Origin of the sequence: Flavobacterium suzhouense, from assembly GCF_042684765.1 — a bacterium.
Classification (GTDB): domain Bacteria; phylum Bacteroidota; class Bacteroidia; order Flavobacteriales; family Flavobacteriaceae; genus Flavobacterium; species Flavobacterium suzhouense.
Genome location: NZ_JBHUMD010000030.1, coordinates 35,951 through 61,749, shown reverse-complemented (window position 1 = coordinate 61,749; position 25,799 = coordinate 35,951). Strand labels below are relative to the sequence as shown.

The window sequence follows — 25,799 nt, the reverse complement described above, 5'->3', positions numbered from 1 at the left end:
TACACTTTTATAAAGAACAAGGGCTTACTCAAAATGAGTAAGCCCTTTGTTTATTAACCTTAACCGGATTATTAAGGAGTATACGGATTATATTGTTTTACCTTCTATGATTACGGTTTCGATTAGATTGCTGCCAAAGGCATACGGTAACTGATAATAAGAAGTTACCGGTTTTGTAATGATAAGATTAGCTCTTTTACCAATGGTAATACTACCATGTGTATCGCTTAATCCCATTGCGTAGGCTCCGTTGATGGTCGCGGCATTGATAGCTTCCTCAGGAGTCATTTTCATTTTTATGCAGGCAGTGGCTACTACAAGGTTCATATTGCCTGACGGTGTAGTGCCCGGATTAAAATCTGTCGCCAGTGCTAATGGTAATCCTGCTTCAAGCATTTTACGGGCAGGGGTATATGGGATACTGATAAAGAACGAACACGTAGGCAGTGCTACCGGCATAGTATTACTATTTTTCAGGACTTCAATATCTTCGTCAGTAACAATTTCAAGATGATCTACACTTAGTGCATCATGCTTTACACAGGCTTCAATTCCGTTTATGGCTGTAAACTGGTTTACGTGAATCTTGGCGGGCATACCATATTTTTTACCTGCTTCCATAATACGTTCAGTTTCTTCAATCGAGAAATATCCGGTTTCAAGAAAAGCATCAATATAATCGGCAAGTTTTTCTTCAGCTATTTTAGGTAGCATTTCGTTTACTATAAGATCGATATAGCCACTGTGGTTCTCTTTATATTCAGCAGGGAAAGCATGCGCCCCTAAAAAAGTAGCTTTTATGGCTATCGGATATTCTTCTTTCAGGCGTTTTATTACCCTAAGCATCTTTAGCTCACCTTCAACGGTAAGTCCGTAACCTGATTTTATCTCAACAGCACCGGTTCCCTGTTGCATAACTTCCTCAAGGCGGTGTTTCGACTGCTCATAAATATCATCTTCGCTGGTTTCGTTCAGTTTTTTTGCTGAGTTTAATATACCTCCGCCACGATTGAAAATTTCTTCATAGCTAAGACCATTAATACGGTCTACGAACTCAAGAACACGATTACCTGCATACACTATATGGGTATGGCTGTCGCACCAGGCTGGTAAAACTGCTTTTCCTTTGGCATCTATTACGGTATAACCTAAAGTATCCGGACAGTTTTCCATCGTTCCAAAGCCGGCTATCAGATTGTTTTCAATAGCAAGCCAGGCATTGTTAAGTAACGGCAGTTCAGCCATTTCTTTTCCAGATACTTTTGCTATTCCTGCCTCACGAACCTGAAGTAATTCTTTGATATTTGTAATAAGGGTCTTCATCAATTAAACTTTTTGTAAAAATAGAATGGATTTTAAAAAACTCCTATATTTATAATAAGAAATGCAATATTGTGAAGAGAATAAAATATAGTAAAGTACGCAGGGTGCAACCCTATAATTTTGAATACACTGGCGAGCATACTACCGACCCGGTAGAGATGCAGCTTTTTGTTTTTGATGAAGAAGGGTATGAAGAATATAAAAACGTAGGACTTGAACGTGTTTTTTCAGAATGTAAGGATGAACTTCAGATAAATGATACGAAGTGGCTTAATGTGCATGGCTTACACGATGTAGAGCTTATTCAGAAAATTACGAGTTTTTTTAATGTAGAGCCCTATGTTGTGGGAGATATCATCAATACTTCACGACGTACCCGTATTGAAGAATTTGGCGATGTTCTGTTCTTTAGCGTTAAATCGGTTTTACCTGAAGAAGATAACGGAGCGATAAAAACCGAACAGATAAGCTTTTTGCTGAAAGACAATGTAATCGTTTCATTCCAGGAAAAGAAAAATGATTATTTCTCTCATATCAGAGAGCGTATAAGGACTGGAAGCGGATTAGTCAGGAAAAAGAAGAATGATTACTTATTGTATCTCATGCTGGATGCGATTATGGAAAATTTCTTCGTGACAATCGAGCGTTTTGAAGATAAGGTAGAGGCATTACATGACGGAAAGATAAGCGGAGGAGAAAATTTTATTACTGGGATTGAAAAAAGCCGAGATGAACTCAATTATATTAAAAGATCTATCAATCCGTTACGTGACGCTTTGTATAACCTCAAAAGCGCTAAAGACGAAGATGATGAGTATGAAACCATAAGGAAGTCTACACATGTATTTTTTGCACGCCTGCATCAAAAATGCCTTGAGATGCTGGATCAAATCGATTATGACCTTACTTCTCTTGATAGCGCCTCAAACTTTCATTTTTCTGCACAAAGCCAACGAATGAACCAGATCATGAAGACGCTTACCATATTCTCTGTTATCTTTATGCCTCTCACCTTTATAGTTGGGGTATATGGTATGAACTTTGACAATATGCCTGAGTTACGTACGGAAAACGGATATTTTTGGGTATGGGGTATAATGGTATTTACTACTATTTGCATGGTTATTTATTTTAAAAAGAAAGACTGGTTTTAATATGAAATTTATAAGCGATATATCCGGAAAAGAATTTCCAAACAAAGAAAAAGTACCTGCAAAACTCGTCCGTCAGCCTATACTTGACGAAATAAAAAAAGACGCGCCAAACTTTGATGATAGCTGCAGTCTCTCGATAGAAGAGCTTAATCATTACAGGTCGAGGTATATAGCCGATTTTCTCAGGAAAGAGGTAGGCGAGCTCTCAGAAATGGAAACAAGGGTGATAGACTCGCTTAAAAATGATAAGTTATTGTCTGATAATCCGGATGATAGCGATAGTAATATTACTTTTGGTCAGCGTGTTGCCGATAAAGTAGCTTCCTTTGGAGGAAGCTGGACTTTTATTATGCTCTTTGTTGGTTTCCTGTTGGGGTGGATAGGCTTGAATGTTTTTATACTGCTTAATAAAGGTTTTGATCCTTATCCGTTCATTTTGCTTAATCTTATTCTTTCGTGTGTAGCTGCATTACAGGCTCCCGTTATTATGATGAGCCAGAACCGCCAAAACGAAAAAGACCGCGAGAAGGCGCAGAATGATTATATGGTAAACCTGAAGTCGGAGCTTGAGATACGTATGTTGCACGAAAAAATAGACCACCTGATAATGCATCAGGAGCAGTCGCTTATTGAGATACAGCAAATACAAATCGATATGATGAATGATATTTTAGCGAGGGTAGAGAAGAAGTAGTTTACTCCAGTATCAGCTGCATAAAAGTAACGTCGAGCCAGCGGCCAAATTTGAATCCTGCTTCCTTAAGGAATCCTGTTTCCTTAAACCCGAATTGCTTATGAAATTCGATACTCGATTTATTATCAGCATCAATAACTCCTATCATGGAGTGAATGCCTTCTGCTTTTGCGATAGCAATTAAATCGGCCATTAAGATTTTGCCAATACCTTTTCCCTGAAAATTATCGGAAACATATACCGAATGCTCTACAGTAAACTGATAACCTTTTTTAGGCTTAAACATTCCGTAAGCGGCATAGCCGGCTACTTTATTGTCGTATTCTGCTACAATTACTTTAAACCCGTCCTGTTGTCTTTCAGTAAACCAAACCTGCATATCATCCATTGATTTAGACTCGTAATCATATACCGCAGTACTATGCAGTATGTTATGGTTTATGATTTCCAGTATGGCAGGAAGGTCTTTTGTTTCGGCAGGTCGAGTGTTAGTTTGCATAGTTTTTCTTTAATTCGTTTATTCCGGCATAGACTTCATCTGGTCCGTATTCGCCAAAATAAGTATAGTATTTTCCGTTTGGTAAAATTACGGCGCAATTTCCGGAGTTGAAATGATAAGGGAAAAATGTTTTCTCGATAAAGCCAGATTTGTCATGATACCAGTTAATTTCATTTGCATGATGATAATTTAAATTGTCATCATATTTATAAATCCAGAATTGGCTAATGTTCCCCATCTTTTTTAATTTCTTTGGATAGCTTTTGCTGTAAATGTTCCATTGATATTTTCCTTCATTTGGTAGTACTGTATCAAGACCAGAGTAATAATTGATAACGATTATCTGATGATTGAAATCCGATGCTGAGAGATTAAGATATTTTCTTAATTGGATATACTTTTCGGAAGATAATGTGTCAATTTTCTTTCTAATGAAAAGCTTATTGATCGTAACACCATTTTTCTCCACTGAACCTCTCACATTTATGGTATGATCCGTTCTTTTTAGAAATTCAGATTTTGTGATTGCTGTTGAATCTATATCAAAATATAATTCTTCTTTTGATTGGGCATTACAAGTGATTATAGCAAAGAAGAAATAGAAAAGCAGCTGTTTCATAGTAAGTTGGGTTGTTATACGCTAATATAAAAAAAACCTGCATGAAAATCATGCAGGCTTAGTATTTAGAGGAATCGATTATTATTTAAGAGATCCAACCATGTCTTCCGGTTTAACCCAGGCATCAAAATCTTCAGGGGTTACATAACCTAAACGTACCGCCTCATCTTTCAGGGTAGTTCCGTTTTTGTGGGCTGTCTGAGCGATCTCAGCAGCTTTGTAGTAACCAATCTTAGTATTAAGTGCAGTAACAAGCATCAGTGAGTTGTCTACAAGTTCTTTGATACGTTTGTAGTTTGGCTCGATACCTTGTGCGCAGTGCTCGTCGAAAGATACACATGCATCACCAAGAAGTGTAGCCGACTGAAGGAAGTTAGCAGCCATTAACGGTTTAAATACGTTTAACTCATAGTGGCCTTGCGTACCACCGATAGTAATAGCGACGTCGTTACCCATAACCTGAGCACATACCATTGTAAGTGCCTCACACTGTGTAGGGTTCACTTTGCCGGGCATGATAGATGATCCAGGCTCATTTTCAGGGATAAGGATTTCTCCAATTCCTGAACGCGGACCTGAAGCAAGCATACGGATATCGTTAGCAATTTTATTTAGGGAAACAGCAAGTTGCTTAAGCGCTCCGTGAGTTTCAATAATAGCATCGTGAGCTGCAAGAGCTTCGAATTTGTTTTCAGCAGTTACAAAAGGATGTCCTGTAAATTTAGCGATGTACTCTGCTACTTTTACATCATATCCTTCAGGAGTGTTAAGACCTGTACCTACAGCAGTACCACCAAGAGCAACTTCGGCAAGGTGAGCAAGGGTGTTTTTAACAGCTTTAAGTCCGTAGTTAAGTTGTGCCACATAACCAGAAAGCTCCTGACCTAAAGTTAGGGGAGTAGCATCCATTAAGTGTGTACGGCCAATTTTTACCACATTCATATATTCCTGTGATTTAGCCTTAAGTGTATCACGTAGTTTTTCAACTCCCGGGATAGTAACTTCTACAACAGCTTTGTAAGCCGCAATGTGCATACCTGTTGGGTAGGTATCGTTTGATGATTGCGATTTGTTTACATCGTCGTTAGCTTTTAGTACAGGCTCACCTTCGCCAATTTTACCACCTGCAAGAACCTGAGCTCTGTTAGCAATAACTTCGTTAAGATTCATGTTACTTTGCGTTCCAGAACCTGTCTGCCATATTACAAGAGGAAACTCACTGTCAAGTTTACCGGCAAGAATCTCGTCGCAAACCTGTCCGATTGCATCACGCTTTTCAGCGGAAAGTACGCCAAGATCGTGGTTAGCATAAGCAGCTGCTTTTTTAAGGTAAGCAAAACCTTCTATGATTTCTTTCGGCATAGAACCTGAAGGTCCTATTTTAAAATTGTTTCTTGAACGTTCAGTTTGAGCACCCCAGTATTTATCTGCAGGTACTTTTACTTCACCCATGGTGTCTTTTTCAATCCTGTATTCCATTTTCAGAATGTTTTATTGTTGTATTTGTTCGTTGTTAGGTAAAAGCTTTGTAATTGTCTATATATGTGAATGGCAATTATAAAGCCTGCCAAAAATAAGCATTATAAGCAGGTTTAAAAAATGATTTTCCAAATAATTTATATTGATTTTAGCTTACAGGTGTTGGTTAAAATAAATATTCGTCCTATATTTGGGGCTGAATTCAAACAATCAGAAAAATGGAATTTACACAATATTTAGGTTTCTTAGCTTTTCTTACTATCATCTCAATCGGTTTTTGGTTAATGATGTTCCTTGTTCCTTTTGTACTTTACTGGGTAACAGGTGGTGCTATTGAACTTGTTAAAGAAAGAAATGCTCAGAAAAAAGATAAAGAGTAATCCTTATTTTTTTCCAATATAAAAAAGCCCTGATACATAATCAGGGCTTTTTTATTTGGGGTCGTAATGTTTAGTTTTTTATAGGAAAATACATACTGATAGTTGTCCCTTCTCCTAAGGTGCTCACAGCCGTTATGTATCCCTGGTGGTTTTGCATTATCTTTTTACAAAGGGCAAGGCCAACTCCGGAGCCCTTATATTCAGTTGCAGCATGAAGCTTGGTGAAAATATTAAAAATAGATTCTGAAAACTGGGGCTCAAAACCAATGCCATTATCACTAAAGTGAATTACATTGTAAAATCCTGTGTCTTTCCCATTATACGTCATTGGCACAGGGCTTACGGTAATATTTATCTCCGGATTTCTGTCTTCTGCGGTATATTTTACTGAATTGCTTATCAGATTTGAAAACAACTGTTTTATGAGGAAAGGGATTCCTTTAACTACGGGAAGCTCTTCATAATTAATAACAGTTGACTTTTCGTTTATCGTTTCACTGATTTCTTCTTTAAGTTCCTTAACAACCTTATTTAGGTCTACATCTTCAAAAGCGTCGTCAGCGTGCTTTAGTCTTGTGTATTTCAGAATGTCTATAAGTAACGTTTGCATTCTTCCTGCAGAAGCATTCATCCTTAATATAGCGTCATGAACATTTTCCGGTATTTCAGTTTCTTTACTTAGTATTCTGGAAGAGATGATTTGTATTTTTCTAAGCGGTTCCTGAAGATCGTGTGTGCTTATCCAGTTAATGTTTTCCAGCTCCGAATTTGTTTCTTTCAGAAGCTCACTCAGTTTGCGGTATTTTTCTTCTTCCTGCGTAATTATCAGTAGGTTGATTTGTCGCTGAAGACTGTTTGCATAGGTAGCAGCCGTCGCAATTTCAGGTTGTAACCATGGTTTGCTTGTACAGCTTACGGTTTCTTTCCACAGCTTAAAGGAGTTGCGAGGTGAAAGTCCGTTTTTGTCTTTTACAATAGCTTTGTTTGGGTCTCCTGCCCAGTTTACTTCTGTTTTAGTTTCCGGCCTGAACCAAAGGATACAGTTATTGCTGTCCATATCCAGTGAATGATAAATAAGACCGGATGTCTGGCCGCACATATCAAGTTTGTTTGGCAGGTAGTCTACAAGCTTATCTGTATAAAACGAACCGTTATTAGTATATGTGGCAAGCCAATTGGCCATATCCTGTATTTCATCATCGGTTGGTGTAATTCCATTTTTATAAATACCACCATTAAATACAATGGCTACACCAGCTGCGTTGCAAAGCTGAAGTATACCATCTTTTTTTACAAGATCATTAAATTTACCCTCATCTTTACCCGTAAGCGAAAAGGTATTTATTTTCTTTAGCTCTTCATTAGTCTTTCGTGATACCTCATATTCTTCATTAGACTGTCTAAGGTCAATCTGAGAAGTAATAAAATGTCCTTGTAATTGAGCTGCCAGTCTAATTTCCGGAGTGAGGTTCTTAGGAGAGTAATGATGGCAGGCAATCAGACCCCATAATTTCTTTTTATATATAAGAGATATTGTTAATGTTGCTCCAACCCCCATATTGTGTAGGTACTGAACATGTATGGGTGAAGTGCTTCGAAGGATTGAAAGACTAAGGTCGAGATTCTTATCCCGAGTATCATCAATTGTATATATAGGTACAGGAGTATAGTTGATGTCTGTGATAAGCCTCAACAGATTCTTCATATACAGTTCCCTTGCCTGAGGCGGAATATCTGTATGAGGATAATGCAGTCCTAAAAAAGGTTCAAGATCATCTCTTACGCTTTCAGCAAATACTTCGCCGTTATAATCTTTGTCAAAGCGATATATCATTACCCTGTCATATCCTGTAATCTCACGTGTACCGTTAGCTACAAGCTGACAAAGTTCTTTAAGTGTATGGGTGTCGTGCATATAAAGCAGGAACTGGGATGTCTGGTCATATACCTCACTAATATTACGATCCTGGATATTTACCGGTTCTGCTTCTATAATATATATACTCCCACTTTTGTGTACTGTACACTGAAAAGTCTTGTCTTCTATAGCTAGCCTATACAAAGTAGATGAAAGCATCTGATCGTTACTGATATAATTCTTTAGGCTGTTAAAAGAATCTGTACCAAAAAAGTCCTCAAATTTTTTATCTAGTAGCTCTTTATAAGGTATGCCAATATATTCTTCGCAGTTGGCACTGCAAAAGTCAATGTTAAAAGTATCTTCCTTAAGACCAATTAAAAAGCCGTGAGGCTGGATACTACCCGGAATGTGAATAGGTTCCTGTTCACAATTGGTAAGATTAACAATATTACGGTTTACAATATCCTTTATCTTCATAAATTATCTAAACACTTTTGCTAAAGTGGTTGCTTATAGCGTTAAAGGCATAATCGGCACCGGCAATAATTTCGTCACCGGCATTTGTCTCTGCTTCATATTGGGTTAGCTGTGCTAAAAAGTTTTTCCAGTAGCTACCGGTTTGTCCACCATATCCGCCAAAGTAGGCAGCCCCATTTTCTATATCATGTCCAAGGGCTGCATTAATATTTTTAAGTATAACCCTTCCGCCTAACGATGAACCTTCAATTACATAAAAAATACCCATTGCAAAAGCTTTCGAAGGGTTTTTAAGCGAATCGCTTAGAGGATTTACCACATCTTTCTTGGCTAACCCAAGCGTTTTTAAATCATCTTCGAGCAAATGTGCTTTATTCCTTTCATCTAAATCAATAACAATATCTTTAAGAGCCGGGAATATATTTTCCTCAGCATCTTTTACCACATCATGCATGAGATCCAGGTATAATGCATATTCAGTATTTGTTACCTTAGGATTCATTATGGATGAAGATATTGGTAAAGCTTCAAGGTTTGTGTGCGATTGTGAGGTTGCTTTACGCAAATTCTCAAGAAAAATAGCTGAATTTTCGAGGGTATTCATAAATATTAAAAGAAAGTGTAGACAAAATTATTTTTGGTGGGCGTAAAATTACTCCAGTTTATTTTTATGGTATGTTCTATGGATTTTTTTAGCTCATTAAACATACCCGACTTAGGGACATAAAAACTTGCTCCTAATTCCCGGCTTTGTTGTATTATCTCGCTATCATCAGACGTTGAGAGCATTATTACCGGTATCTCATTGTTAGACTCCCTGATCTTCTTAAGTGTTTCCAAACCATTAAGGCCGGGCATATTTATATCAAGAAAAATCATATATGGGGTAGGAGGCGGATTGTCAAGCGCATCAAGAAGTTGCTGACCGTTTTTTTGCGTTACAACAGTATAATTGATATTGATGGAGTCTATAATTTCAGTAAAAAACTCCAAATCATCTTCATCGTCATCTGTATAAAATATGGTGAATTCGCTTTTCATAATTCAGTTTTTTAAATTAAAAATGAGTGAAGGTGACAAACAAATATAGGTATTAAAATATCCAATATTGATGATTTTGTGAAAATAATGGCAATATTTATTATTTTGTTTTAAGTTGGAAAATTCTTGTTTTAAACTGTAACATGAATTGTAAAATAATATAAATTTTGTTACTGCCACGTATACTAATTTTGTAAAGAATCAAATAGTGTATATGACTATTAGACTCTTTGGAATAATTTATACATTATTTTAAACACACAAAAAAGGTACCGAGCTGGGGGGCAGGTACCTTTTTTATTTGATTATATCTTTGAATATATTAAAGGCTTAATATAAAACTGTCTTTATTTAAACCATCTGTAATATACTGCCAGTTGATATGAACAACATCGCTCAATATCTTTTTAAGCATATTAAAATCATTTGGTTTTTTGATATATACATTGGCTCCTGATACAAAAGTATCCTCGATATCCTGTTCAGATGAAGATGTAGAGTATATTGCTACCGATATTTTTTTCAGGCGCTCGTTAGCCCTTATTTCTTTCAGGCATTCAATACCCGATTTTCTTGGCATGTTAAGGTCAAGGAAAATGATGTCCGGTAATGGGTTTTCGTTGTCATAGAGATGATTCATCAGTTGTTCACCATCATTAAAGGCAGATATCCTGTAGTTTATTTTTACCTCTTCAAAGGCTTCCTTAAAAAAAAGACGATCATCTTCATCATCATCGGCCAGCATTATGTGCAGTGTTGTCGGTCGCATTAATTTATTTTACGTGATTTAAGCTTCAGTGTAACGTTTCTGTTTCATAATTTTTTGAAACGCGGTAGGAGTTACTCCAGTAATATTCTTGAATTGCTGTGATAAATAGGCAACGCTGCTGTAGTTCATCATGAATGAAATTTCGGTAAGAGACAAATTCTCTGTTAACAGTAATTGTTTAACCCTTTCTATCTTGTGCAAAATAATGAAATTTTCGATTGATATAAAAGTTACCTCAGAAAATACCTGAGATAATGTTCTATAGCTCTCACCCAGTTTTTCTGATAGGTAAGACGATATTTTTAACGATTGTACACCTTTGTCGGCATACAACATTTCAATAATAGCATTCTTTATTTTCTGAACCAGTATGCTCTTCTGGTTGTCAACAATCTCAATACCAAATTCTTTTAAGGATTCTATGAGCTTGTTATAAGTTTCCATGGGTATGTTTTCTTTAAATTTTACATATCCCGGTTCGGTAACTTTGCAATCTATATTAAATTTATCCAGCTGTTGCTGCAGCAGGACTTTACACATCATGTCTATGTTATATTTTATGTAAAGTTCCATGTAGTGCCCTCCTTAAAGTAAGTAAAAATAAAATATTTTTTTAACATTTTATAGCTAATGTATCAAATTGTAAATCTTATGTTTTTAATTGTAAGAAGTAACTTTAATTTTCGTTGTCACTCAAACTACAAAACATAATCTTCATATAGTTTTTGTGCCCTGAATTCCAGGTCATCACATAATCCGGGATGTGGTCTTGACGTTTGTATGACTGAACTTCTAACAGCAGTAAGCCATCTAAAGCGTTCCGGGACCTCAAGCCGTGCAATTGGGCCTCCGTCATTGGCTCCTTCACCAATTTTCTGGAAAGACTCAAGATTACGACGAATCTGGTCTACGTCAGCATCGGGGGTAAGCATTGTTATTTTGGCTTCATCTACGGTAAATAAAACCCTGATGAAGCGTTTTCGTTTACAGAAAACTACAATTCCTGCATTAATGAATTCTTCGCGTTCAACCCTTGGCACAACACGAATTACAGCATACTCATATAAGTGCTTTTCTTGCATCGTTGGCCTGTTTTACAAATATTGATGAATTCTCTAATCGTGTCATTAGGAAGGTTGTATAAACGTCCCTGATTTCTTCGGGTGACTTTTCAAGTTCTTCCCACTGTAGCCATTCGTCAGGAATAAGATTTACAATTCCGCGAATTTTCTCCGGTGTAAGTATAGCTTTATACTCAGCATCGGTTTCTTCAAGTAATGATGCCTGTGGCAATAATACATGGTCTTTTATTAGAGCAAATGCGCTCTTTGCATGCCCCACTGGATCACTGAATGAGTGATGGAAATAAAAGCTTGCACCATGATCTATAAGCCACAGCTCTTTATGCCATATAAGCATATTCGTATTACGGAATGTCCTGTCAACATTGGTAATGTAGGCATCTAACCAAACGATTTGCGAAGCTGTTTTTGCATCAACAGCTGTAACGACCGGATCAAAATTTATGGCTCCCGACAGGTAATGCAGTGCCAGGTTCAGTCCTTGGGAAAACTGTAGCAGGTCCTGTATTTCTTCATCGGCTTCGGTTCGGCCAAAGGCTTCGTCTAAGTTGGCAAAAACAAGTTCGGGAACAGGTAACCCCAACGTTCGGGCAATCTCTCCTCCAAGCAGTTCGGCAATAAGTGCTTTTGTGCCATGCCCGGCACCTTTAAATTTAAGAACATACTTAAATTCGTCGTCTGCTTCGGCTAAAGCAGGCAACGAGCCCCCTTCACGAAGAGGGGTAAGATATCGCGTAACATTAACCGTACGCAGATGTGGTGCATTCTCCATATACTACTGGCTTTTCAGCTTTAATTGAAGTGTAAAGATACCGTTTTTTAACTAATCAGATTTGGCAGTTTTGTACCAAAAAAGGGATTTTGTAAAGTTGTTTTTTTTGATTTTAAAAACATAATATTCAGTTGTTTGTTTTTGTGTTGATGTTGATTTGTAAGTAATTACTTTTGTTTTTAGTACTTCTATTATTTCATTCTTAAGATTCGCTTAAGAGAGAATTGATGACTCAATTTTCAAATTTATCAGCCGTTATTTTGTAATCACAAAGTAGCGATTATGAAAATTAAGGGATCATTTAAAACACAGTTTCATCTTTCAAAAAGACTTAGTTTGTTATTCAATTTTGTAAAGGTCTTTTTGCTTCTGTCTTTATTATTAAGGGGTGTATTTTATTTTTGGCAGGCTGCAGATGTTTCATGGAATCCGTTAAATATTCTCATGACATTGGGTACCGGCTTGTTTTTTGATTTAGGAACCTGCAGTTTTATTGTTTTGCCATCAATTCTTTATCTGTTTATCATGCCGAACAGATTTATAGGTTCAGAAGTAGATAAAGCCTTAGTGTATATCTTCTTTAACCTTACGGTATTTATATTGATGTTTACTTTCCTGGCAGAACTTACTTTTTGGGAAGAATTCAGGACACGCTTTAACTTTATTGCTGTTGACTATCTTATATATACTCACGAGGTTATAAGTAATATAAAAGAATCATATCCGCTTCCATTACTTATAGGGATAGTGGTTTTAGCCACGGCGGTTGTGTTTTATATATTTCATAAAAGATTAGTTTTTAAAAATACATTTTCGGAAGGCATATCACTCAGGCAAAGGGTAACTGTGATTATGATTGGGATTACAGTAATGTTCTTTTTTATTAGTTTTATTAAGAACACCGATGCCGAGTGGTCTTCCAACCGTTACAACAATGAAATTTCTAAAGCGGGTATATATTCATTCTTTGCTGAGTTTAGAAATAACCGAATGGATTATGCCGATTTTTATACTACGATAAATGAAAAGAATGCTTTCTCTTTGGTCAGACATAATGTTGCTGAGAAAAATGCTCATTTTGACGGAAGTGGCTACGCTATAAAAAGAGAGCTGGACGCTCAGGGAATCCCTGAAAAGCCAAATGTTGTCTTTATCCTTATGGAGAGTATGAGCGCTTCATTTATGAAAGAGTTCGGTAATAAAAAGAACATTACACCAAATATGGACAATCTGGCGCAAAACAGTATTTTATTTTCTAATCTATATGCCACCGGAACCCGAACTGTAAGAGGGATGGAAGCTGTAACCCTATGTATACCTCCTACACCGGGGCAGAGTATAGTAAAGCGTCCCGATAATCACGATTTGTTTACTGTTTCAACAGTATTTAAAGACCATGGATATGATAATAGCTTTTTTTATGGTGGTGATGGTTATTTTGATAACATGAACAGCTATTTTGGAGGTAATGGGTTTACTATTTATGACAGGGGCAGAGGTAGCGTACTGAATGATAATATTAAAGCGAAACGAAATAATATTAAAGACAGCGAAGTAACATTTGAAAATGCCTGGGGTATATGCGACGAGGATATCTATAAAAAAATGATATCGGTTGCCGATGAGTACTATAAACAGGGTAAACCGTTTTTTAACTTTGTAATGACTACGTCAAATCACAGGCCATATACATATCCGGAAGGAAGGATAAATATACCATCAGGTAAGAATCGTGACGGTGCTGTAAAATATGCTGACTTTGCTTTAGGTAAAATGCTTAGGGAAGCACAAACCAAACCGTGGTTTAAAAATACAGTATTTGTTTTCGTTGCTGATCATTGTGCAAGCAGTGCCGGTAAAGACGAGATTGATGTGGCTAACTATCATATACCTGCCATTATCTACAACTTATCTGGGGCCGAGAATCGAAAGATAGAAAAGCAATGCTCTCAGATTGATATTTTTCCAACTTTATTTTCCCTGATGCATTGGGATTATGAGTCAAATTTCTTTGGTAAAGATGTGCTTCAGCCTGATTTTACTGAAAGAGCTCTTATGGGTACTTATCGAAAACTGACCCTAATGAAAAAGAATGAAGTAATGATATTGTCGGACCAGAAAAAGCAAAATTTTTATAGCTATTCAATAAAAGACAATAGTTTGAAGACTAAAAATATTGATACCGGATTTTTAGATGAAGCTATTTCCTGGTACCAAACGGCAGATTATATGTTTAGCCATAAACTATTAAAAGAGTAAGTGTTTTTAAAGTGTATTATTAATTTAAAAAAGATAGGAATATGAAATAAAACTCCGCAGCGTATGCCACGAGGGCATAGTAATAACCCCCATACTATATTATTATGAAAGCGAAGTTTTTATTTATGATGGTGCTTTTCGCGCCGGTGCTTAGAGCTCAGGTAGTAAACGATTCAATAGCTGCTGATACAACTTCAGCCTCAGGCTATTACAAATTTAATTATAAACAACTTATAATTCCCACTGTGCTTGTGGGTTATGGAGTTATTGGCTTAGAGAGCCATACTCTTATAGGGCTTAACAAACAGTTGCGTGATGAGGTTAAAGAAGATATAGATGAAAAGATAACAATAGACGATTTTTCGCAGTACGCCCCTATGGCTTCAGTTTATGCTTTAAATGCTATGGGTGTGCAGGGGAAAAACAATTTTAAAGATCGCACTATTGTTATGGCGACATCTTATCTGATAATGAGCGGTACGGTTTTAGGGGTAAAATCGCTTACTAAGGTCGAACGCCCTGATGGCAGCTCTAATAATTCCTTTCCATCAGGACATACGGCTACTGCTTTTGCAGGTGCCGAATTTTTATGGCAGGAGTATAAAGACAAGTCTATATGGTATGGTGTAGTAGGATATGCCGTAGCCACAGGTACCGGCTTATTCAGGATATATAACAACAGGCATTGGCTTACCGATGTGGCAGCAGGTGCAGGTATAGGTATATTAAGCACTAAAATTGCCTACTGGATACAGTCCTATACCAGCAAATTGTTTATGGGAAAAGACAGTGGTAAAGAACAAAAATATACAACAGCGATTGCACCGTTCTATAACGGTAACCAGCTGGGATGTTCGATAGCTATTCAGTTTTAAAAAAACATTTACAAGAGTTTGTAACTTAGGTAAAATCTATAACTTTATTAAAAATTAGGAGATGGACATTCTGGTTGTTGAAGACGAGAAAGGTATTTATGATTTTCTGAAGCAGGGACTTGAAGAGGAGGGGTATACTGTAACTATAGAATCTTCGGGAGATAGCGGACTCGTTATGGCGTTAAAAAAACATTTTGATGTGATATTACTGGATTGGATGCTACCAAAGATCTCCGGTCTGGAAATATGTAAAACGATTAGGAAATCTAATAAGTCCACGCCTATTATTTTTCTTACGGCTAAAGATACAGTGCAGGAAACTATAACGGGCTTGCAGGCAGGTGCTAATGATTATATCAAAAAACCTTTTAGTTTCGAAGAATTGCTGGAACGCATAAAAGTTCAGCTTCGTAATATTGTAGAAGAAAAGCCGCAGTATTCGGTAGGGCCAATTACTTTACGAACGGATACATATCAGGTGTTTTATAATGATACCGAAGTTGTGCTGACGCAAAAGGAATTTGCATTACTCGAATTTTTATTAAAGAATAAGGGAACTGTATGTACAAGAACTGAAATCATTAAGAATGTATGGAACATACATTTTAATTATGATACCGGTGTTATAGATGTGTTTATTAATGGTATCCGTAAAAAACTGGGACTTACAAAAGAAGAGAATTACATTAAAGCCATACGTGGTGTAGGATATATAGCCAATGAGATCGATTAAAACTCCTGTATCTATAAAAAACAGGATTGCACTGTTTAACCTTGTAACTACGGCATTGCTGATACTTGTTGTATTTACAATTATATACAGGATTGTGTCTTTTTCAGTAAATGAGGATATTAATAAAGAATTACAGGCTGAAATTAACCTTCATACTTCATATGTTGAAAATCAGGACGAATTCGTTGGCCTTGTTGATAAGGAAGAATGGGATGAAAGCGAGCATAAGGAAATTGTAATAAATCCGGTTTTTTTACAGGCTTTTGACGCTCAGGGTAATTCTGTAGAAAAATCTCCCAATCTAAAAGGAGAAAACTTAAAGTTTTATAAAAATAAAAATTCCAAATTTTATAAAGATACCCAAGTAACAGGTTTGTCGATACGCCAGGTACAGGCGCCATTGTTTTTTAAAGGTAAACTTAAAGGCTATGTAATCATTGCTATGTCTATCGAGCAACCACATAAGGTACTGGATAATTTATTGTTCGTTCTGTTATTAGCTTATCCCATAGTTTTATTAGTACTTTTTTTTATTACCAGAATCGTTGCAGGGCAAACCATGAAACCGGCACTTGATATTATTGCTACTACCAAAAGTATAACGGATAATAACTTTAACGAAAGGGTAAAGCTTCCTAAAAAAAGAGATGAACTTTACGTGCTTTCTTTGGCAATTAATGGGTTGTTGGATAAAATTGAAAGTGCTATAGTCAGAGAGAAACAATTTACATCTGATGCTTCACACGAACTTCGTACGCCACTTGCAGTTATAAAAGGTACGCTTGAAGTACTGGTAAGAAAACCACGTACTACCGAAGAATATAATGAAAAGATAAACTATTGTGTAGGTGAGGTAAACAGGCTAAATCATATGGTCGATCAGCTTTTGCTTATGGCAAGGTTTGAAGACCAAAAACTTGCTGCTAAGTTACAAACCGTGGTATTGGATGAGGTTTTACTTCAGGCATTAGAGCGTTATTCTCCAAAAATTGAAGTAAGAAACCTTACTGTTGATTTTGATTTTACCGAGCATTTTGAAGTGGTGTCCGATGCAGGAATGACAGGGCTTATAATTGAAAATATACTCTCTAATGCGATTAAATATTCTCATGATGGAGGAAATATAGCAATTGAACTCTTTAATGATAATAAGAATGTGATTTGCCGTATAACAGACAAAGGCATTGGTATTGCTGCAAATGATCTCGGCAAGATATACGGACAATTTTATCGCTCTGAGGCATTGGAGCATGCAAGTGTAAAAGGTACCGGCCTTGGTTTGTCTATTGTAAAAAGGTTATGCGATATACTCAATATTGGTCTCAATATAGAAAGTAATAAAAACGAAGGAACTTCAGTTACTCTTTCTTTTGAAAAGAATTAAGATTTATTGAGCATCTCCGCTAATACAGTTTCATCCCTGAAAATCTTTTTAATTACTTCTATTTCATCTGCATACATAGTTTTCTTTCGTGTAGCAAAGTGGAGTGTATTGGTAAGTTTGGGTTCTCCTTCCCAGATAAGCTGAATCTGTCCGTTTTCAATTTCACGATGGCACAAAAAGTCCGGGATTACGGCAAGGCCAATACCGCCCGACAGGCAACGCACAATCGAATTTAGGTTAGGAACTATATAATTAGGCCTGAAGTCAGGATACTTATTAAAGTTCAGTTGCCAGAAACGTCGAAGGTGTTCCATGTCACCGGTAGTTCCATACCATTTTTGCTGTTTTAGCCATGTTTCAAGAACATTGCGGTCATTTTGCGCGACTATGGCAGTAAGAGCTTCCTTGTCAACTTCATTGCCGCCAACAAGTACAATAGTCTCTTTACTGAAAGCCTCATAATCTACATCTTTACTAACTACCATCTGAGGTGTAATAATTAGGTCGAGTATGCCTTTCTCAAGGTTTTCTACCATTTCAGGATATTCCCCAAACTGAATGATAACATTAAAGGGCAAGGTAGCAATGTATGGTTCCAGCGTAATCTGAAAAGTCTCAAAGCACATACCTACACTAATGGTTGGTGTATGTTTCTCTGTACTACGCTGAAAATTCTTTTCTGCTTCTTCCAGTTTAGTGAGCGCATCGTTAATGAAGTTATACAGTGCTTTGCCACGCTCGGTAGGCACCATACGGCGGCCTTTACGGTCAAAAAGCCTGTATCCGGTATAATTTTCCAGTGAACTTAAATGCAGACTTACTCCGGGTTGAGAGATAAATAGCTCCTGTGCCGCTCCGGTTAGTGTTCCTGTTTTATAAACTGCCTTAAATGTCCTGTACCATTCTAAATTAACCATAACTAAACTATTATAATTATAATGCAAATGTATAAATTATCTTATTTTTATAATACTATACGTCGCAGTAAATTTGTATCGTTAAACATAAGATATAAATCATGACTAAAATATTCATCATTAACGGAGGCCAAAACTTTGGTCATTCAGGCGGTAAGTTCAACGATACGGTTACTGCCAAAACATTAGATTTTTTTACAAAAAGTGAAGGTTTTGAAGTAAAGGTAACTAACATAAGCGAGGGATATGATCCTGCCGAGGAGGTTGCAAAATATGTATGGGCAGATGTAATAGTATACCATACACCTATATGGTGGTTCCAATTACCGCACGATTTTAAAAAATACATAGATGTAGTTTTTACCGAAGGCCATGCTAATGGTATTTACAATAGTGACGGGCGTTCGTCGGCAAATCCTGCTATTAATTATGGTACGGGAGGAACTTTGCACGGGCGTAAATATATGGTAACAACATCATGGAATGCGCCTGTGGAAGCATTTACTTTACCAGGAGAATTTTTTAATGAAACCAGTGTAGATAAGGGTATTTTGTTTGGTTTTCACCGTATGAATGCTTTTACCGGTTTGGAACCTTTGCCATCACACCATTTTCATGATGTAATGAAAAACCCTGATATGGAAGCGTTTTTAGGAGACTATGAGAATCATCTTGAAAACATTTTTATTAAAGAATATGCAAATTAATATAACCGCAATAATAAAGGCTTTGCCTGAAAAAGCTGAAGAAATGAAAGCTTTGCTGCTAAAACTGGTAGAAGGCTCTACAAAAGAAGCTGCGTGTATACAGTATGATCTGCATCAGTCTGCTGAAGAACCAAACGTTTTTATTTTCCATGAAATATGGAGGGATGCTGATAGTCTTGCTGAACATACCCAAACCCAACATTTTTTGAAATTTGTCAATGATTCATCACCATTATTGGCTGAACCATTAACGGTTTATAAAACCAATAGGGTTTAAATTGTTTAAGTGAGTAAAAAAGCCGCTTGTCCTTAGACAGCGGCTTTTTTGTTTTAGAAAGGTTAATTAACTTTTTAATACGCTCTAATGGTTTGATTTTTGAAATTTGTAACAATAATAAATGTCATGAAAATGCAGAAAACATCTTTATTGTATATACTTCCGCTTTCTTTTATGTTTTGTAAAAAGGAGGTGACAGCAACAAAGCAGGAGCAAAGAACCGCCGTTGATACTATAAGTATAGCTCAATCATCGGAACGTGAGGAAGTAATTGCCTATGCCAAAAAATATCTTGGAACAAAATATTGTTATGCCGGAGGTAGCCCGGAAAGTGGTTTTGATTGTTCAGGCTTTGTAAATTTTGTATTCAAGCATTTTGATATTGACTTACCCAGAAGTTCATCGGGATTTGCATCTATTGGCAGATCTCTCAAACCTGAAGAATTTCAGGTAGGGGATGTGTTAGTATTTTATGGCTATAAAGACAGGAATTCGGTAGGGCATGTAGGTATCATCTGTGAAGCTAATGGAATGAAATCAAAATTCATTCATTCGTCATCGGGTAAGGAAATGGCAGTTATGATTAGTGAGCTGGGATCGGATATGTACACTAAACGATTCTACAGATGCATAGATCCTTTTAAGATGTAATGAAAAAAAAATTGAAAGATTTAAAATTCGGGATGAATCTTAAATCTTTCAATTTTTTAAATTTTCAATATGGATTATTTTGCAGCATACAGCAATCCTGCTAATCTCTCATCTCGTTTATAGATGTCTTCAAAGAACGCTACATTACCGTTCTCATCAGCCCAGGCGGTAAAGTAAGCAATGTATACCGGTATTTTCTTTTTAAGTACATAAGTACTTTCTTTAGAAGCATTCATTTTAGCGTCTACCTGAGCTTCGGTCCAATTACCATCTTCTTTTGTGATCATTACGGCAAGTTCTCGGGCTTTTTCTACACGTACACAACCATGGCTGAATGCCCTGTCATCCTGATTAAAAAGGCTCTTAGCAGGAGTATCGTGAAGGTAAATATTATTGCTGTTTGGGAACATGAATTTTACTTTACCTAAGGAGTTTTGTCCTCCCGGTTTTTGACGTACACGTCCCTGATACCATTCCATATTATGTTTAGCCAGGTAATTAGGATCTTTAGCAATGCCCGGTTTAATCTCTTTGTTTAATATACTGGTTGGCACATTCCAGTAAGGGGCAAAATTAAGGTAGCTCATCATACCGCTAAATACTACTGTTTTATTCAGTTCTTTACCTACAACAACCTTTGATGTAAATACAGGTTTTCCTTTTTTGAAATATACCAATCGGTATGATGGTATGTTTACGGCAATAACTTCAGGCGCTTTGTCCATATCGGGAGATATCCATCGGCAACGCTCCATATTTATAGATATGGTTTTTATAAGCTGGTTTAAAGGAACATTCATTTCCCGTACTATGGCAGGGCCAATTTTTCCGTCGAAAACACGGTTGTGTTTATCTTCATACGCTTTTAGTCCTTCGTATAATTCACTGTCGTAAACAGCTTTTCCATTGTCGTTTTTCATGTAGCCTTCCAGTGTAAGGCGTTTGCGTATTTGTACCACTGCCGCAGCAGAATCTCCCTGTTTAAGTGATTTTACTCCCTCATCTAGAGCGATAGTACCCCAGCTTCCTTTTTTCTCTATTTCACGGTATTTTTTAAGTCCTTTGCGAAGGCTGTAGTACTGGCTTAATAGTTCAGATTCGTCCTGTTTTATTAGTTTAGGATCGAGCATGAGGCTATCCAGATAAGCTACATAATCTACCTTTTGTCTTGGCAGATACCAGCCAACTTCCTGTCTTTTATCCGTATCGAGACCTTCAAGCACATTTTTAGCATAGTAAAAATACATAGAGCTTATAAGCAGTTCGCTATCCGTATCCGGTTTGCTTTGCGGATTATCGAATATAGCATTCAACTCTTCTTTATAAGGGATTTTTAATTCAAGCCCTTCATTATCGAGCTGGTTTACCCTGTTATGTATTACATCGGCAAACTCAATAAGTCCTCCTTTATCCTGCCATACATAATGATGGTGTTTTGAATATAACTGCCTTACTTCTTTCTCAAACTGTTTAAAGTCGGGATGTTTTTGAAAAAAAGCAGCAAATTTTGTTGTGTCTAATGGTATCGTAGGATCTTCATGGTCATGCACTTCGGTATTGTCTGACACATCATCTCCATCTTTTTTCTTGTTACAGGAAAAAGTAAGGAATGTAACTCCTAAGATTACGGCTAAGATTGAATTCACTTTTTTCATGGCGTTTTATGTTTAGAATAAAAGTAAGAAATATTTTGTTATAAAAAAGAGGCTGCAAAGGGCTTTCGGTAGGTTTAACTAACAATTGTGATAAACCCTTAAGAGATTACAAAATGATTTTCGGGAACCTGACATTTATCATAAAACATGTCTTTCAAGGTTGGTAATTTTACTCTGTTAAATCTAATTAACTATGAAAATAGAACAGATATATACAGGATGTCTTTCACATGCGGCCTATTATGTAGTGAGTAATGGTGAAGCTGCAATTTTTGATCCCCTGAGAGAAGTACAGCCTTATCTTGACAGGGCTGAAGATGATAATGCGGTTATAAAATATGTTTTCGAAACGCATTTTCATGCAGATTTTGTTAGCGGTCATCTTGACCTTAAAGCAAAGACAGGTGCTCAGATTGTTTTTGGTCCTAATGCCAAACCTTCCTATGATGCATTGATTGCAAAAGACGGACAGGAATTTAAGCTTGGCAAGTGTATCATCAAAGCATTGCATACTCCGGGGCATACTATGGAAAGCACTACTTATCTTCTGATTGATGAAAACGGTAATGAGCACGGTATAATAACAGGTGACACGCTTTTTATTGGTGATGTTGGCCGTCCGGATCTTGCCCAACATGTAGTTGCCGAACTGACTCAGGATAAACTGGCAAGGCATTTATACCATTCTTTAAGGGAAAAAATAATGCCATTATCTGATGCGCTAATTGTATATCCTAATCATGGGGCAGGGAGTGCCTGTGGAAAAATGATGAGTAAGGAAACTACAGATACCCTGGGCAATCAGAAAAAAACGAATTATGCTTTGCGAAGTGACATGACTGAAGATGAGTTCGTAAAAGAACTGCTCAATGGTCTTGCTATACCGCCGGCTTATTTTCCTAAAAATGTATTGCTTAATATACAGGGGCCTGATAGCCTTGATGCCGTTTTAACTAAAGCTAAAAAAGCGCTTTCTGCTGATGAATTTGAAGAAATTGCCAACAGTACGGGTGCATTGATACTCGATACCCGGGAAGCCTCAGTATTTGCCAAAGGTTTTATTCCTTTTAGTATAAATATAGGACTGCAGGGCAGTTTTGCGACGTGGGTTGGAGAAATTGTAACCGATATTAATCAAAAGATCTTACTAATTACCGATGAAGGCAAAGAAGAGGAAGCGATGATACGGCTTTCGAGAGTGGGGTATGATAATACCATAGGTTATCTGAAAGGCGGATTTGATGCCTGGCAACAGTCAGGTAAAAAAGTTAATACCATAAAAAGGATTTCCGCAGAAGATTTTGGAAGGTACTATGCCGGATCACCTTATGTGATAGATGTCAGGAAAAAAAGCGAATTCGATACCCAGCATATAGTAGGAGCGGTGAACATACCATTAAATACGCTATATCATCATTTGGCAAAAATCTCGTTTTATATGCCTTTTGTCATTTACTGTGCAGGTGGTTACCGTAGTATGATCGCTGCCTCTATTCTAGATGGTTTAGGGTACAAAAACTTTATGGATGTTGAAGGAGGATTTTCTGAACTAACCAAAACAAAAGTTCCCGTTACCGAATACTTGTGTCCAACGACTTTATTATAACTAATTATTAACGTAGTGCTGGCCCTGCAGTCTTAGGATGAGCGGGGCTTTTTTTGTATTTTTGAGTTACACTAAAGTTTATTGATATGGAAAGCTTCAATGCACTTATAAATAGCCCTGAACCTGTACTTGTCGATTTTTTTGCTACCTGGTGCGGACCTTGCCAAATGCTGGCGCCTATACTTAAAGAAGTAAAAGATACCCTTGGCGACCGTATTAAGATAATAAAGGTAGATGTTGATAAAAATCAGGCATTAATGGCTAACCCACAATTTCAGGTAAAAGGCGTGCCTACGCTAATGCTGTTCAAAAATGGTAAAATGCTGTGGAGGCAGAGTGGAGTAGTGCCTAAGGAAGAATTGATTAAAGTTATTTCAGATTTCAGAGTTTAGATTTCAGATTGCTGCTCCAATGTAAAAATTGTCTTTTACAAGTATTGGAATTAATCTGAAATCTAAAATCCTAAATCTAAAATTAAACAGGTTCCTGCTGGCTTAGGCAATGGAAACTGCCCAGTCCCCAGATCAGGTCTGTTGAATCAATGCCGATAACCTCACGGTCTTTAAAGCATGATTGTATAATATCTAAAGCTTTGGTATCGTTTACGCTGTCCTGGAAGGTAGGAACGATAATACTTTTATTAGCAATATAAAAGTTAGCATACGATGCCGGAAGCCTTTGGTCTTCATAAATAACCGCTTTTGGCATAGGAAGCTCAATTACGTTAAGCTGCTTGCCATCCTGAAGTCGCATTTTGTGAAGACTGTGAAGGTTCTCCTGAAGCAGTTCGTAGTTGTCGTCGTTTTTATTTTCCTCAACAACCGTTACTACTGTATCTTCATTTACAAAACGGGTAATATCATCTATATGGCCATCGGTATCATCACCTACGATGCCATCGCCTAACCAAAGGATATGGTCAACACCATAATATTCTGAAAGGTATTCTTCAATTTGTTTCTGGTTCAGGTGTGGGTTACGGTTTTCGTTAAGCAAACAGGCAGTAGTAGTCATAAGTGTACCCTTACCGTTAAATTCAACACTTCCGCCTTCCATCACAATACCCGGATGAAACACCTTTAAGCCTAATGCTTCACCAATGCGTGTTGGGATAACATCATCTAGGTCGTATGGAGGATATTTGTCTCCCCATGCATTATAACCCCAGTCAACAATAGCTTTTTCACCCGTTTGTTTGTTTACCACAAAAGCAGGACCGTGGTCACGACACCATGCATCGTTGGTAGGATGCAGGTAAAAGCTTATTTCATTTAGCCTTGCTCCCGGAACCGTAGGTGCAAATTTTTCAATCTCTGTCAGCGCAAACTGTTGCATTGCTGCATCGGCAACATTAATGCATACTTTTTGGTGACGCGATACCTGAAGGATAAACTCGCAATATGGTTTATAAATAGTATGCAGCTTACCCGGCCATGAAGCCTCTTTATGAGGCCATGAAAGCCATAGTGCGCGTTGTTCAGCAAACTCAGCAGGAAAAGAAAAACCCAGCTGTTTTGGAGTTGGTGTATTAAAAGTCATCAATGTCAGTAGTTATAAATATCCGTAAACAATTATTCAGGAGCCGGGAGAATCCGAAACCCGAAACTCAGAACCCGAAACAGGTTCTATTCCCCGTCCAGGTAACGTTTTGTTATTGGCTGATAGCTGTCAATTCTTCTGTCACGAAGGAAAGGCCAGTGTGTACGGTAATGATCTGTTTTTTTAGTATCGATTTCTACTACAGTAGTTTCTTCGTTTTCATGAGAACCTAGATACATTAGTTTACCCTGAGGATTGGCAACAAAACTACCTCCCCAGAATTTCATGGCACCGTCCTGTTCAAAGCCTACACGGTTTACGCTTACTACGTGTACGCCATTGGCAACTGCATGCGAACGCTGAATGATCTGCCATGCATCGTACTGTTCTTTGTTAGTGTCTTCGTCCTGGTCTGTAGCCCAACCGATAGCAGTAGGGTAAAACATGATTTCTGCACCCATAAGTGCCGTAATACGGCTAGCTTCCGGATACCACTGATCCCAACAGATAAGGATTCCTATCTTAGCATATTTAGTCTGGAATACTTTATAGCCCAGGTCGCCAGGGGTAAAGTAGAATTTCTCATAAAATGCCGGATCGTCCGGAATGTGCATTTTACGGTATTTACCCAGGTAAGTACCATCGGCATCGATAACAGCAGTTGTGTTGTGGTATAGGCCTTCTGCACGTTTCTCGAACAGAGAAGCAATAATAACAACATTAAGCTCCTTAGCAATTGGACTAAGCGCCTCAGTGCTTGGACCCGGAATAGCTTCGGCAAGCTTAAAGTTCTCATAATCCTCTACATCACAAAAATACAGTGAAGTGAACAGCTCCTGAAGGCAAATGATCTGTGCGCCATCGGCAGCAGCTTTACGAATTTCCCTTATGGCTTTATCAATATTAGGCTGCTTGTCTTTAACGCAGCTCATCTGTACTAATCCTACTTTTACTTTACTCATGGCATTACATAAAAATTGAAGTGCAAATTTACGTAAAAAGTTTGGTTTTTTAAGGATGGAGCTGTTAGGGTTAGGTTAAAGTGA

At 37.3% G+C, this 25,799-nt stretch carries 27 protein-coding genes; 12 read left to right on the top strand and 15 right to left on the bottom strand.

The features are described from left to right. Positions 1-87 precede the first annotated feature (87 nt). Positions 88-1,323 carry an imidazolonepropionase gene (gene hutI, locus ACFSR3_RS16090; RefSeq protein ID WP_379822440.1) on the bottom strand — a complete coding sequence of 412 codons (1,236 nt, stop codon included), beginning with the start codon at positions 1,321-1,323 and terminating at the stop codon, positions 88-90. A gap of 71 nt (positions 1,324-1,394) precedes the next feature. Between hutI and corA the strand changes: the two genes are divergently transcribed. Together corA and ACFSR3_RS16080 are read left to right on the top strand one after the other, a co-directional pair. Next, positions 1,395-2,477: a magnesium/cobalt transporter CorA gene (corA, locus tag ACFSR3_RS16085; RefSeq protein WP_379822438.1), complete on the top strand. Its 1,083-nt coding sequence runs from the start codon at positions 1,395-1,397 to the stop codon at positions 2,475-2,477. A gap of 1 nt (position 2,478) precedes the next feature. Next, entirely contained in the window at positions 2,479-3,171 is a 693-nt protein-coding gene (locus ACFSR3_RS16080) for a DUF1003 domain-containing protein (protein WP_379822436.1), read from the top strand. Position 3,172: 1 nt separating this feature from the next. Here ACFSR3_RS16080 and ACFSR3_RS16075 read toward each other — a convergent pair whose 3' ends face one another. The 3 genes from ACFSR3_RS16075 to fumC all read right to left on the bottom strand — a co-directional run bounded on the left by ACFSR3_RS16075 (position 3,173) and on the right by fumC (position 5,768). Then, entirely contained in the window at positions 3,173-3,670 is a 498-nt protein-coding gene (locus ACFSR3_RS16075; protein WP_379822435.1) for a GNAT family N-acetyltransferase, read from the bottom strand. Beyond that, entirely contained in the window at positions 3,660-4,289 is a 630-nt protein-coding gene (locus ACFSR3_RS16070) for a hypothetical protein (protein ID WP_379822433.1), read from the bottom strand. Before ACFSR3_RS16070 ends, ACFSR3_RS16075 begins: the two co-directional genes overlap by 11 nt. Before the next feature lie 81 nt (positions 4,290-4,370). Next, positions 4,371-5,768, bottom strand: coding sequence for a class II fumarate hydratase (fumC, locus tag ACFSR3_RS16065; RefSeq protein ID WP_379822431.1), 1,398 nt, complete (start codon positions 5,766-5,768; stop codon positions 4,371-4,373). 218 nt (positions 5,769-5,986) lie between these two features. On the opposite strand from fumC, the gene ACFSR3_RS16060 reads away from it, so the two are divergent. After that, positions 5,987-6,148, top strand: coding sequence for a hypothetical protein (locus tag ACFSR3_RS16060; RefSeq protein WP_199509052.1), 162 nt, complete (start codon positions 5,987-5,989; stop codon positions 6,146-6,148). 70 nt (positions 6,149-6,218) lie between these two features. Here the strand turns inward: ACFSR3_RS16060 and ACFSR3_RS16055 are convergent, their stop codons facing one another. From ACFSR3_RS16055 to ACFSR3_RS16025, 7 genes are all read right to left on the bottom strand, one after another. Continuing rightward, complete coding sequence (locus tag ACFSR3_RS16055; protein ID WP_379822429.1) at positions 6,219-8,486, bottom strand: ATP-binding protein; 2,268 nt, start codon at positions 8,484-8,486, stop codon at positions 6,219-6,221. Between the two features lie 7 nt (positions 8,487-8,493). Then, the gene (locus ACFSR3_RS16050; RefSeq protein ID WP_379822427.1) at positions 8,494-9,090 is read right to left on the bottom strand and encodes a biliverdin-producing heme oxygenase; all 597 of its coding nucleotides are present in this window, start codon (positions 9,088-9,090) and stop codon (positions 8,494-8,496) included. A gap of 5 nt (positions 9,091-9,095) precedes the next feature. Continuing rightward, positions 9,096-9,527, bottom strand: coding sequence for a response regulator (locus ACFSR3_RS16045; protein ID WP_379822425.1), 432 nt, complete (start codon positions 9,525-9,527; stop codon positions 9,096-9,098). 322 nt (positions 9,528-9,849) lie between these two features. Continuing rightward, positions 9,850-10,296 (bottom strand): response regulator, encoded by a 447-nt coding sequence (locus ACFSR3_RS16040; RefSeq protein WP_379822423.1) that lies wholly within the window; start codon positions 10,294-10,296, stop codon positions 9,850-9,852. Positions 10,297-10,314: 18 nt separating this feature from the next. After that, positions 10,315-10,869 carry a helix-turn-helix domain-containing protein gene (locus ACFSR3_RS16035; RefSeq protein WP_114757262.1) on the bottom strand — a complete coding sequence of 185 codons (555 nt, stop codon included), beginning with the start codon at positions 10,867-10,869 and terminating at the stop codon, positions 10,315-10,317. Positions 10,870-10,994: 125 nt separating this feature from the next. Then, entirely contained in the window at positions 10,995-11,378 is a 384-nt protein-coding gene (locus ACFSR3_RS16030) for a DUF3037 domain-containing protein (RefSeq protein ID WP_379822421.1), read from the bottom strand. Continuing rightward, complete coding sequence (locus ACFSR3_RS16025; protein ID WP_379822419.1) at positions 11,356-12,150, bottom strand: HipA family kinase; 795 nt, start codon at positions 12,148-12,150, stop codon at positions 11,356-11,358. Before ACFSR3_RS16025 ends, ACFSR3_RS16030 begins: the two co-directional genes overlap by 23 nt. Positions 12,151-12,432: 282 nt before the next feature. Here ACFSR3_RS16025 and ACFSR3_RS16020 point away from each other — a divergent pair, with 282 nt between their 5' ends. The 4 genes from ACFSR3_RS16020 to ACFSR3_RS16005 all read left to right on the top strand — a co-directional run bounded on the left by ACFSR3_RS16020 (position 12,433) and on the right by ACFSR3_RS16005 (position 17,401). Further along, on the top strand, positions 12,433-14,409 hold the full coding sequence (locus ACFSR3_RS16020; RefSeq protein WP_379822417.1) for an LTA synthase family protein: 1,977 nt from the start codon (positions 12,433-12,435) through the stop codon (positions 14,407-14,409). Positions 14,410-14,513: 104 nt separating this feature from the next. Then, positions 14,514-15,284: a phosphatase PAP2 family protein gene (locus ACFSR3_RS16015; RefSeq protein ID WP_379822416.1), complete on the top strand. Its 771-nt coding sequence runs from the start codon at positions 14,514-14,516 to the stop codon at positions 15,282-15,284. Between the two features lie 61 nt (positions 15,285-15,345). Next, positions 15,346-16,017: a response regulator transcription factor gene (locus tag ACFSR3_RS16010; protein WP_379822415.1), complete on the top strand. Its 672-nt coding sequence runs from the start codon at positions 15,346-15,348 to the stop codon at positions 16,015-16,017. After that, positions 16,004-17,401, top strand: coding sequence for a sensor histidine kinase (locus ACFSR3_RS16005; RefSeq protein ID WP_379822413.1), 1,398 nt, complete (start codon positions 16,004-16,006; stop codon positions 17,399-17,401). Before ACFSR3_RS16010 ends, ACFSR3_RS16005 begins: the two co-directional genes overlap by 14 nt. Here ACFSR3_RS16005 and ACFSR3_RS16000 read toward each other — a convergent pair. Beyond that, a complete protein-coding gene (locus ACFSR3_RS16000; protein WP_379822411.1) occupies positions 17,398-18,318 on the bottom strand; it encodes a LysR family transcriptional regulator in 921 nt (306 codons plus the stop codon). The genes ACFSR3_RS16005 and ACFSR3_RS16000 overlap by 4 nt on opposite strands. Positions 18,319-18,419: 101 nt before the next feature. On the opposite strand from ACFSR3_RS16000, the gene ACFSR3_RS15995 reads away from it, so the two are divergent. From ACFSR3_RS15995 to ACFSR3_RS15985, 3 genes are all read left to right on the top strand, one after another. Then, complete coding sequence (locus ACFSR3_RS15995) at positions 18,420-19,025, top strand: NAD(P)H-dependent oxidoreductase (protein WP_379822409.1); 606 nt, start codon at positions 18,420-18,422, stop codon at positions 19,023-19,025. Continuing rightward, on the top strand, positions 19,015-19,302 hold the full coding sequence (locus ACFSR3_RS15990) for a putative quinol monooxygenase (RefSeq protein WP_379822408.1): 288 nt from the start codon (positions 19,015-19,017) through the stop codon (positions 19,300-19,302). The genes ACFSR3_RS15995 and ACFSR3_RS15990 overlap by 11 nt, the downstream gene beginning before the upstream one ends. Positions 19,303-19,428: 126 nt before the next feature. Further along, positions 19,429-19,953: a C40 family peptidase gene (locus ACFSR3_RS15985; protein ID WP_379822406.1), complete on the top strand. Its 525-nt coding sequence runs from the start codon at positions 19,429-19,431 to the stop codon at positions 19,951-19,953. Between the two features lie 74 nt (positions 19,954-20,027). Here ACFSR3_RS15985 and ACFSR3_RS15980 read toward each other — a convergent pair whose 3' ends face one another. Continuing rightward, positions 20,028-21,608, bottom strand: a complete 1,581-nt coding sequence (locus ACFSR3_RS15980; RefSeq protein WP_114757272.1) for a L,D-transpeptidase family protein — start codon at positions 21,606-21,608, stop codon at positions 20,028-20,030. Between the two features lie 193 nt (positions 21,609-21,801). Between ACFSR3_RS15980 and ACFSR3_RS15975 the strand changes: the two genes are divergently transcribed. Next, positions 21,802-23,214, top strand: coding sequence for an MBL fold metallo-hydrolase (locus tag ACFSR3_RS15975; protein ID WP_379822405.1), 1,413 nt, complete (start codon positions 21,802-21,804; stop codon positions 23,212-23,214). Between the two features lie 86 nt (positions 23,215-23,300). Further along, complete coding sequence (gene trxA / locus ACFSR3_RS15970) at positions 23,301-23,606, top strand: thioredoxin (RefSeq protein ID WP_379822404.1); 306 nt, start codon at positions 23,301-23,303, stop codon at positions 23,604-23,606. 82 nt (positions 23,607-23,688) lie between these two features. On the opposite strand, the gene ACFSR3_RS15965 is transcribed toward trxA, so the two are convergent. Together ACFSR3_RS15965 and ACFSR3_RS15960 are read right to left on the bottom strand one after the other, a co-directional pair. Next, positions 23,689-24,753 (bottom strand): agmatine deiminase family protein, encoded by a 1,065-nt coding sequence (locus ACFSR3_RS15965; protein WP_169520605.1) that lies wholly within the window; start codon positions 24,751-24,753, stop codon positions 23,689-23,691. An 86-nt stretch (positions 24,754-24,839) separates the two neighbouring features. After that, complete coding sequence (locus ACFSR3_RS15960; protein ID WP_379822403.1) at positions 24,840-25,715, bottom strand: carbon-nitrogen hydrolase; 876 nt, start codon at positions 25,713-25,715, stop codon at positions 24,840-24,842. Positions 25,716-25,799 lie beyond the last annotated feature (84 nt).

Bases quoted from the DNA above. Each gene is read 5' to 3' on its own strand.
- ACFSR3_RS16075 (WP_379822435.1), bottom strand. From the start codon at position 3,670: ATGCAAACTAACACTCGACCTGCCGAAACAAAAGACCTTCCTGCCATA.
- ACFSR3_RS16015 (WP_379822416.1), top strand. From the start codon at position 14,514: ATGAAAGCGAAGTTTTTATTTATGATGGTGCTTTTCGCGCCGGTGCTT.
- ACFSR3_RS16020 (WP_379822417.1), top strand. From the start codon at position 12,433: ATGAAAATTAAGGGATCATTTAAAACACAGTTTCATCTTTCAAAAAGA.
- ACFSR3_RS16055 (WP_379822429.1), bottom strand. From the start codon at position 8,486: ATGAAGATAAAGGATATTGTAAACCGTAATATTGTTAATCTTACCAAT.
- ACFSR3_RS16080 (WP_379822436.1), top strand. From the start codon at position 2,479: ATGAAATTTATAAGCGATATATCCGGAAAAGAATTTCCAAACAAAGAA.
- ACFSR3_RS16060 (WP_199509052.1), top strand. From the start codon at position 5,987: ATGGAATTTACACAATATTTAGGTTTCTTAGCTTTTCTTACTATCATC.
- ACFSR3_RS15980 (WP_114757272.1), bottom strand. From the start codon at position 21,608: ATGAAAAAAGTGAATTCAATCTTAGCCGTAATCTTAGGAGTTACATTC.
- ACFSR3_RS16045 (WP_379822425.1), bottom strand. From the start codon at position 9,527: ATGAAAAGCGAATTCACCATATTTTATACAGATGACGATGAAGATGAT.
- hutI (WP_379822440.1), bottom strand. From the start codon at position 1,323: ATGAAGACCCTTATTACAAATATCAAAGAATTACTTCAGGTTCGTGAG.
- ACFSR3_RS15975 (WP_379822405.1), top strand. From the start codon at position 21,802: ATGAAAATAGAACAGATATATACAGGATGTCTTTCACATGCGGCCTAT.
- ACFSR3_RS16010 (WP_379822415.1), top strand. From the start codon at position 15,346: ATGGACATTCTGGTTGTTGAAGACGAGAAAGGTATTTATGATTTTCTG.
- ACFSR3_RS15990 (WP_379822408.1), top strand. From the start codon at position 19,015: ATGCAAATTAATATAACCGCAATAATAAAGGCTTTGCCTGAAAAAGCT.
- ACFSR3_RS15995 (WP_379822409.1), top strand. From the start codon at position 18,420: ATGACTAAAATATTCATCATTAACGGAGGCCAAAACTTTGGTCATTCA.
- ACFSR3_RS16070 (WP_379822433.1), bottom strand. From the start codon at position 4,289: ATGAAACAGCTGCTTTTCTATTTCTTCTTTGCTATAATCACTTGTAAT.
- ACFSR3_RS16050 (WP_379822427.1), bottom strand. From the start codon at position 9,090: ATGAATACCCTCGAAAATTCAGCTATTTTTCTTGAGAATTTGCGTAAA.
- trxA (WP_379822404.1), top strand. From the start codon at position 23,301: ATGGAAAGCTTCAATGCACTTATAAATAGCCCTGAACCTGTACTTGTC.
- ACFSR3_RS16000 (WP_379822411.1), bottom strand. From the start codon at position 18,318: ATGGTTAATTTAGAATGGTACAGGACATTTAAGGCAGTTTATAAAACA.
- ACFSR3_RS16035 (WP_114757262.1), bottom strand. From the start codon at position 10,869: ATGGAACTTTACATAAAATATAACATAGACATGATGTGTAAAGTCCTG.
- ACFSR3_RS15985 (WP_379822406.1), top strand. From the start codon at position 19,429: ATGAAAATGCAGAAAACATCTTTATTGTATATACTTCCGCTTTCTTTT.
- fumC (WP_379822431.1), bottom strand. From the start codon at position 5,768: ATGGAATACAGGATTGAAAAAGACACCATGGGTGAAGTAAAAGTACCT.
- ACFSR3_RS15965 (WP_169520605.1), bottom strand. From the start codon at position 24,753: ATGACTTTTAATACACCAACTCCAAAACAGCTGGGTTTTTCTTTTCCT.
- ACFSR3_RS16005 (WP_379822413.1), top strand. From the start codon at position 16,004: ATGAGATCGATTAAAACTCCTGTATCTATAAAAAACAGGATTGCACTG.
- ACFSR3_RS16025 (WP_379822419.1), bottom strand. From the start codon at position 12,150: ATGGAGAATGCACCACATCTGCGTACGGTTAATGTTACGCGATATCTT.
- ACFSR3_RS16040 (WP_379822423.1), bottom strand. From the start codon at position 10,296: ATGCGACCGACAACACTGCACATAATGCTGGCCGATGATGATGAAGAT.
- ACFSR3_RS15960 (WP_379822403.1), bottom strand. From the start codon at position 25,715: ATGAGTAAAGTAAAAGTAGGATTAGTACAGATGAGCTGCGTTAAAGAC.
- ACFSR3_RS16030 (WP_379822421.1), bottom strand. From the start codon at position 11,378: ATGCAAGAAAAGCACTTATATGAGTATGCTGTAATTCGTGTTGTGCCA.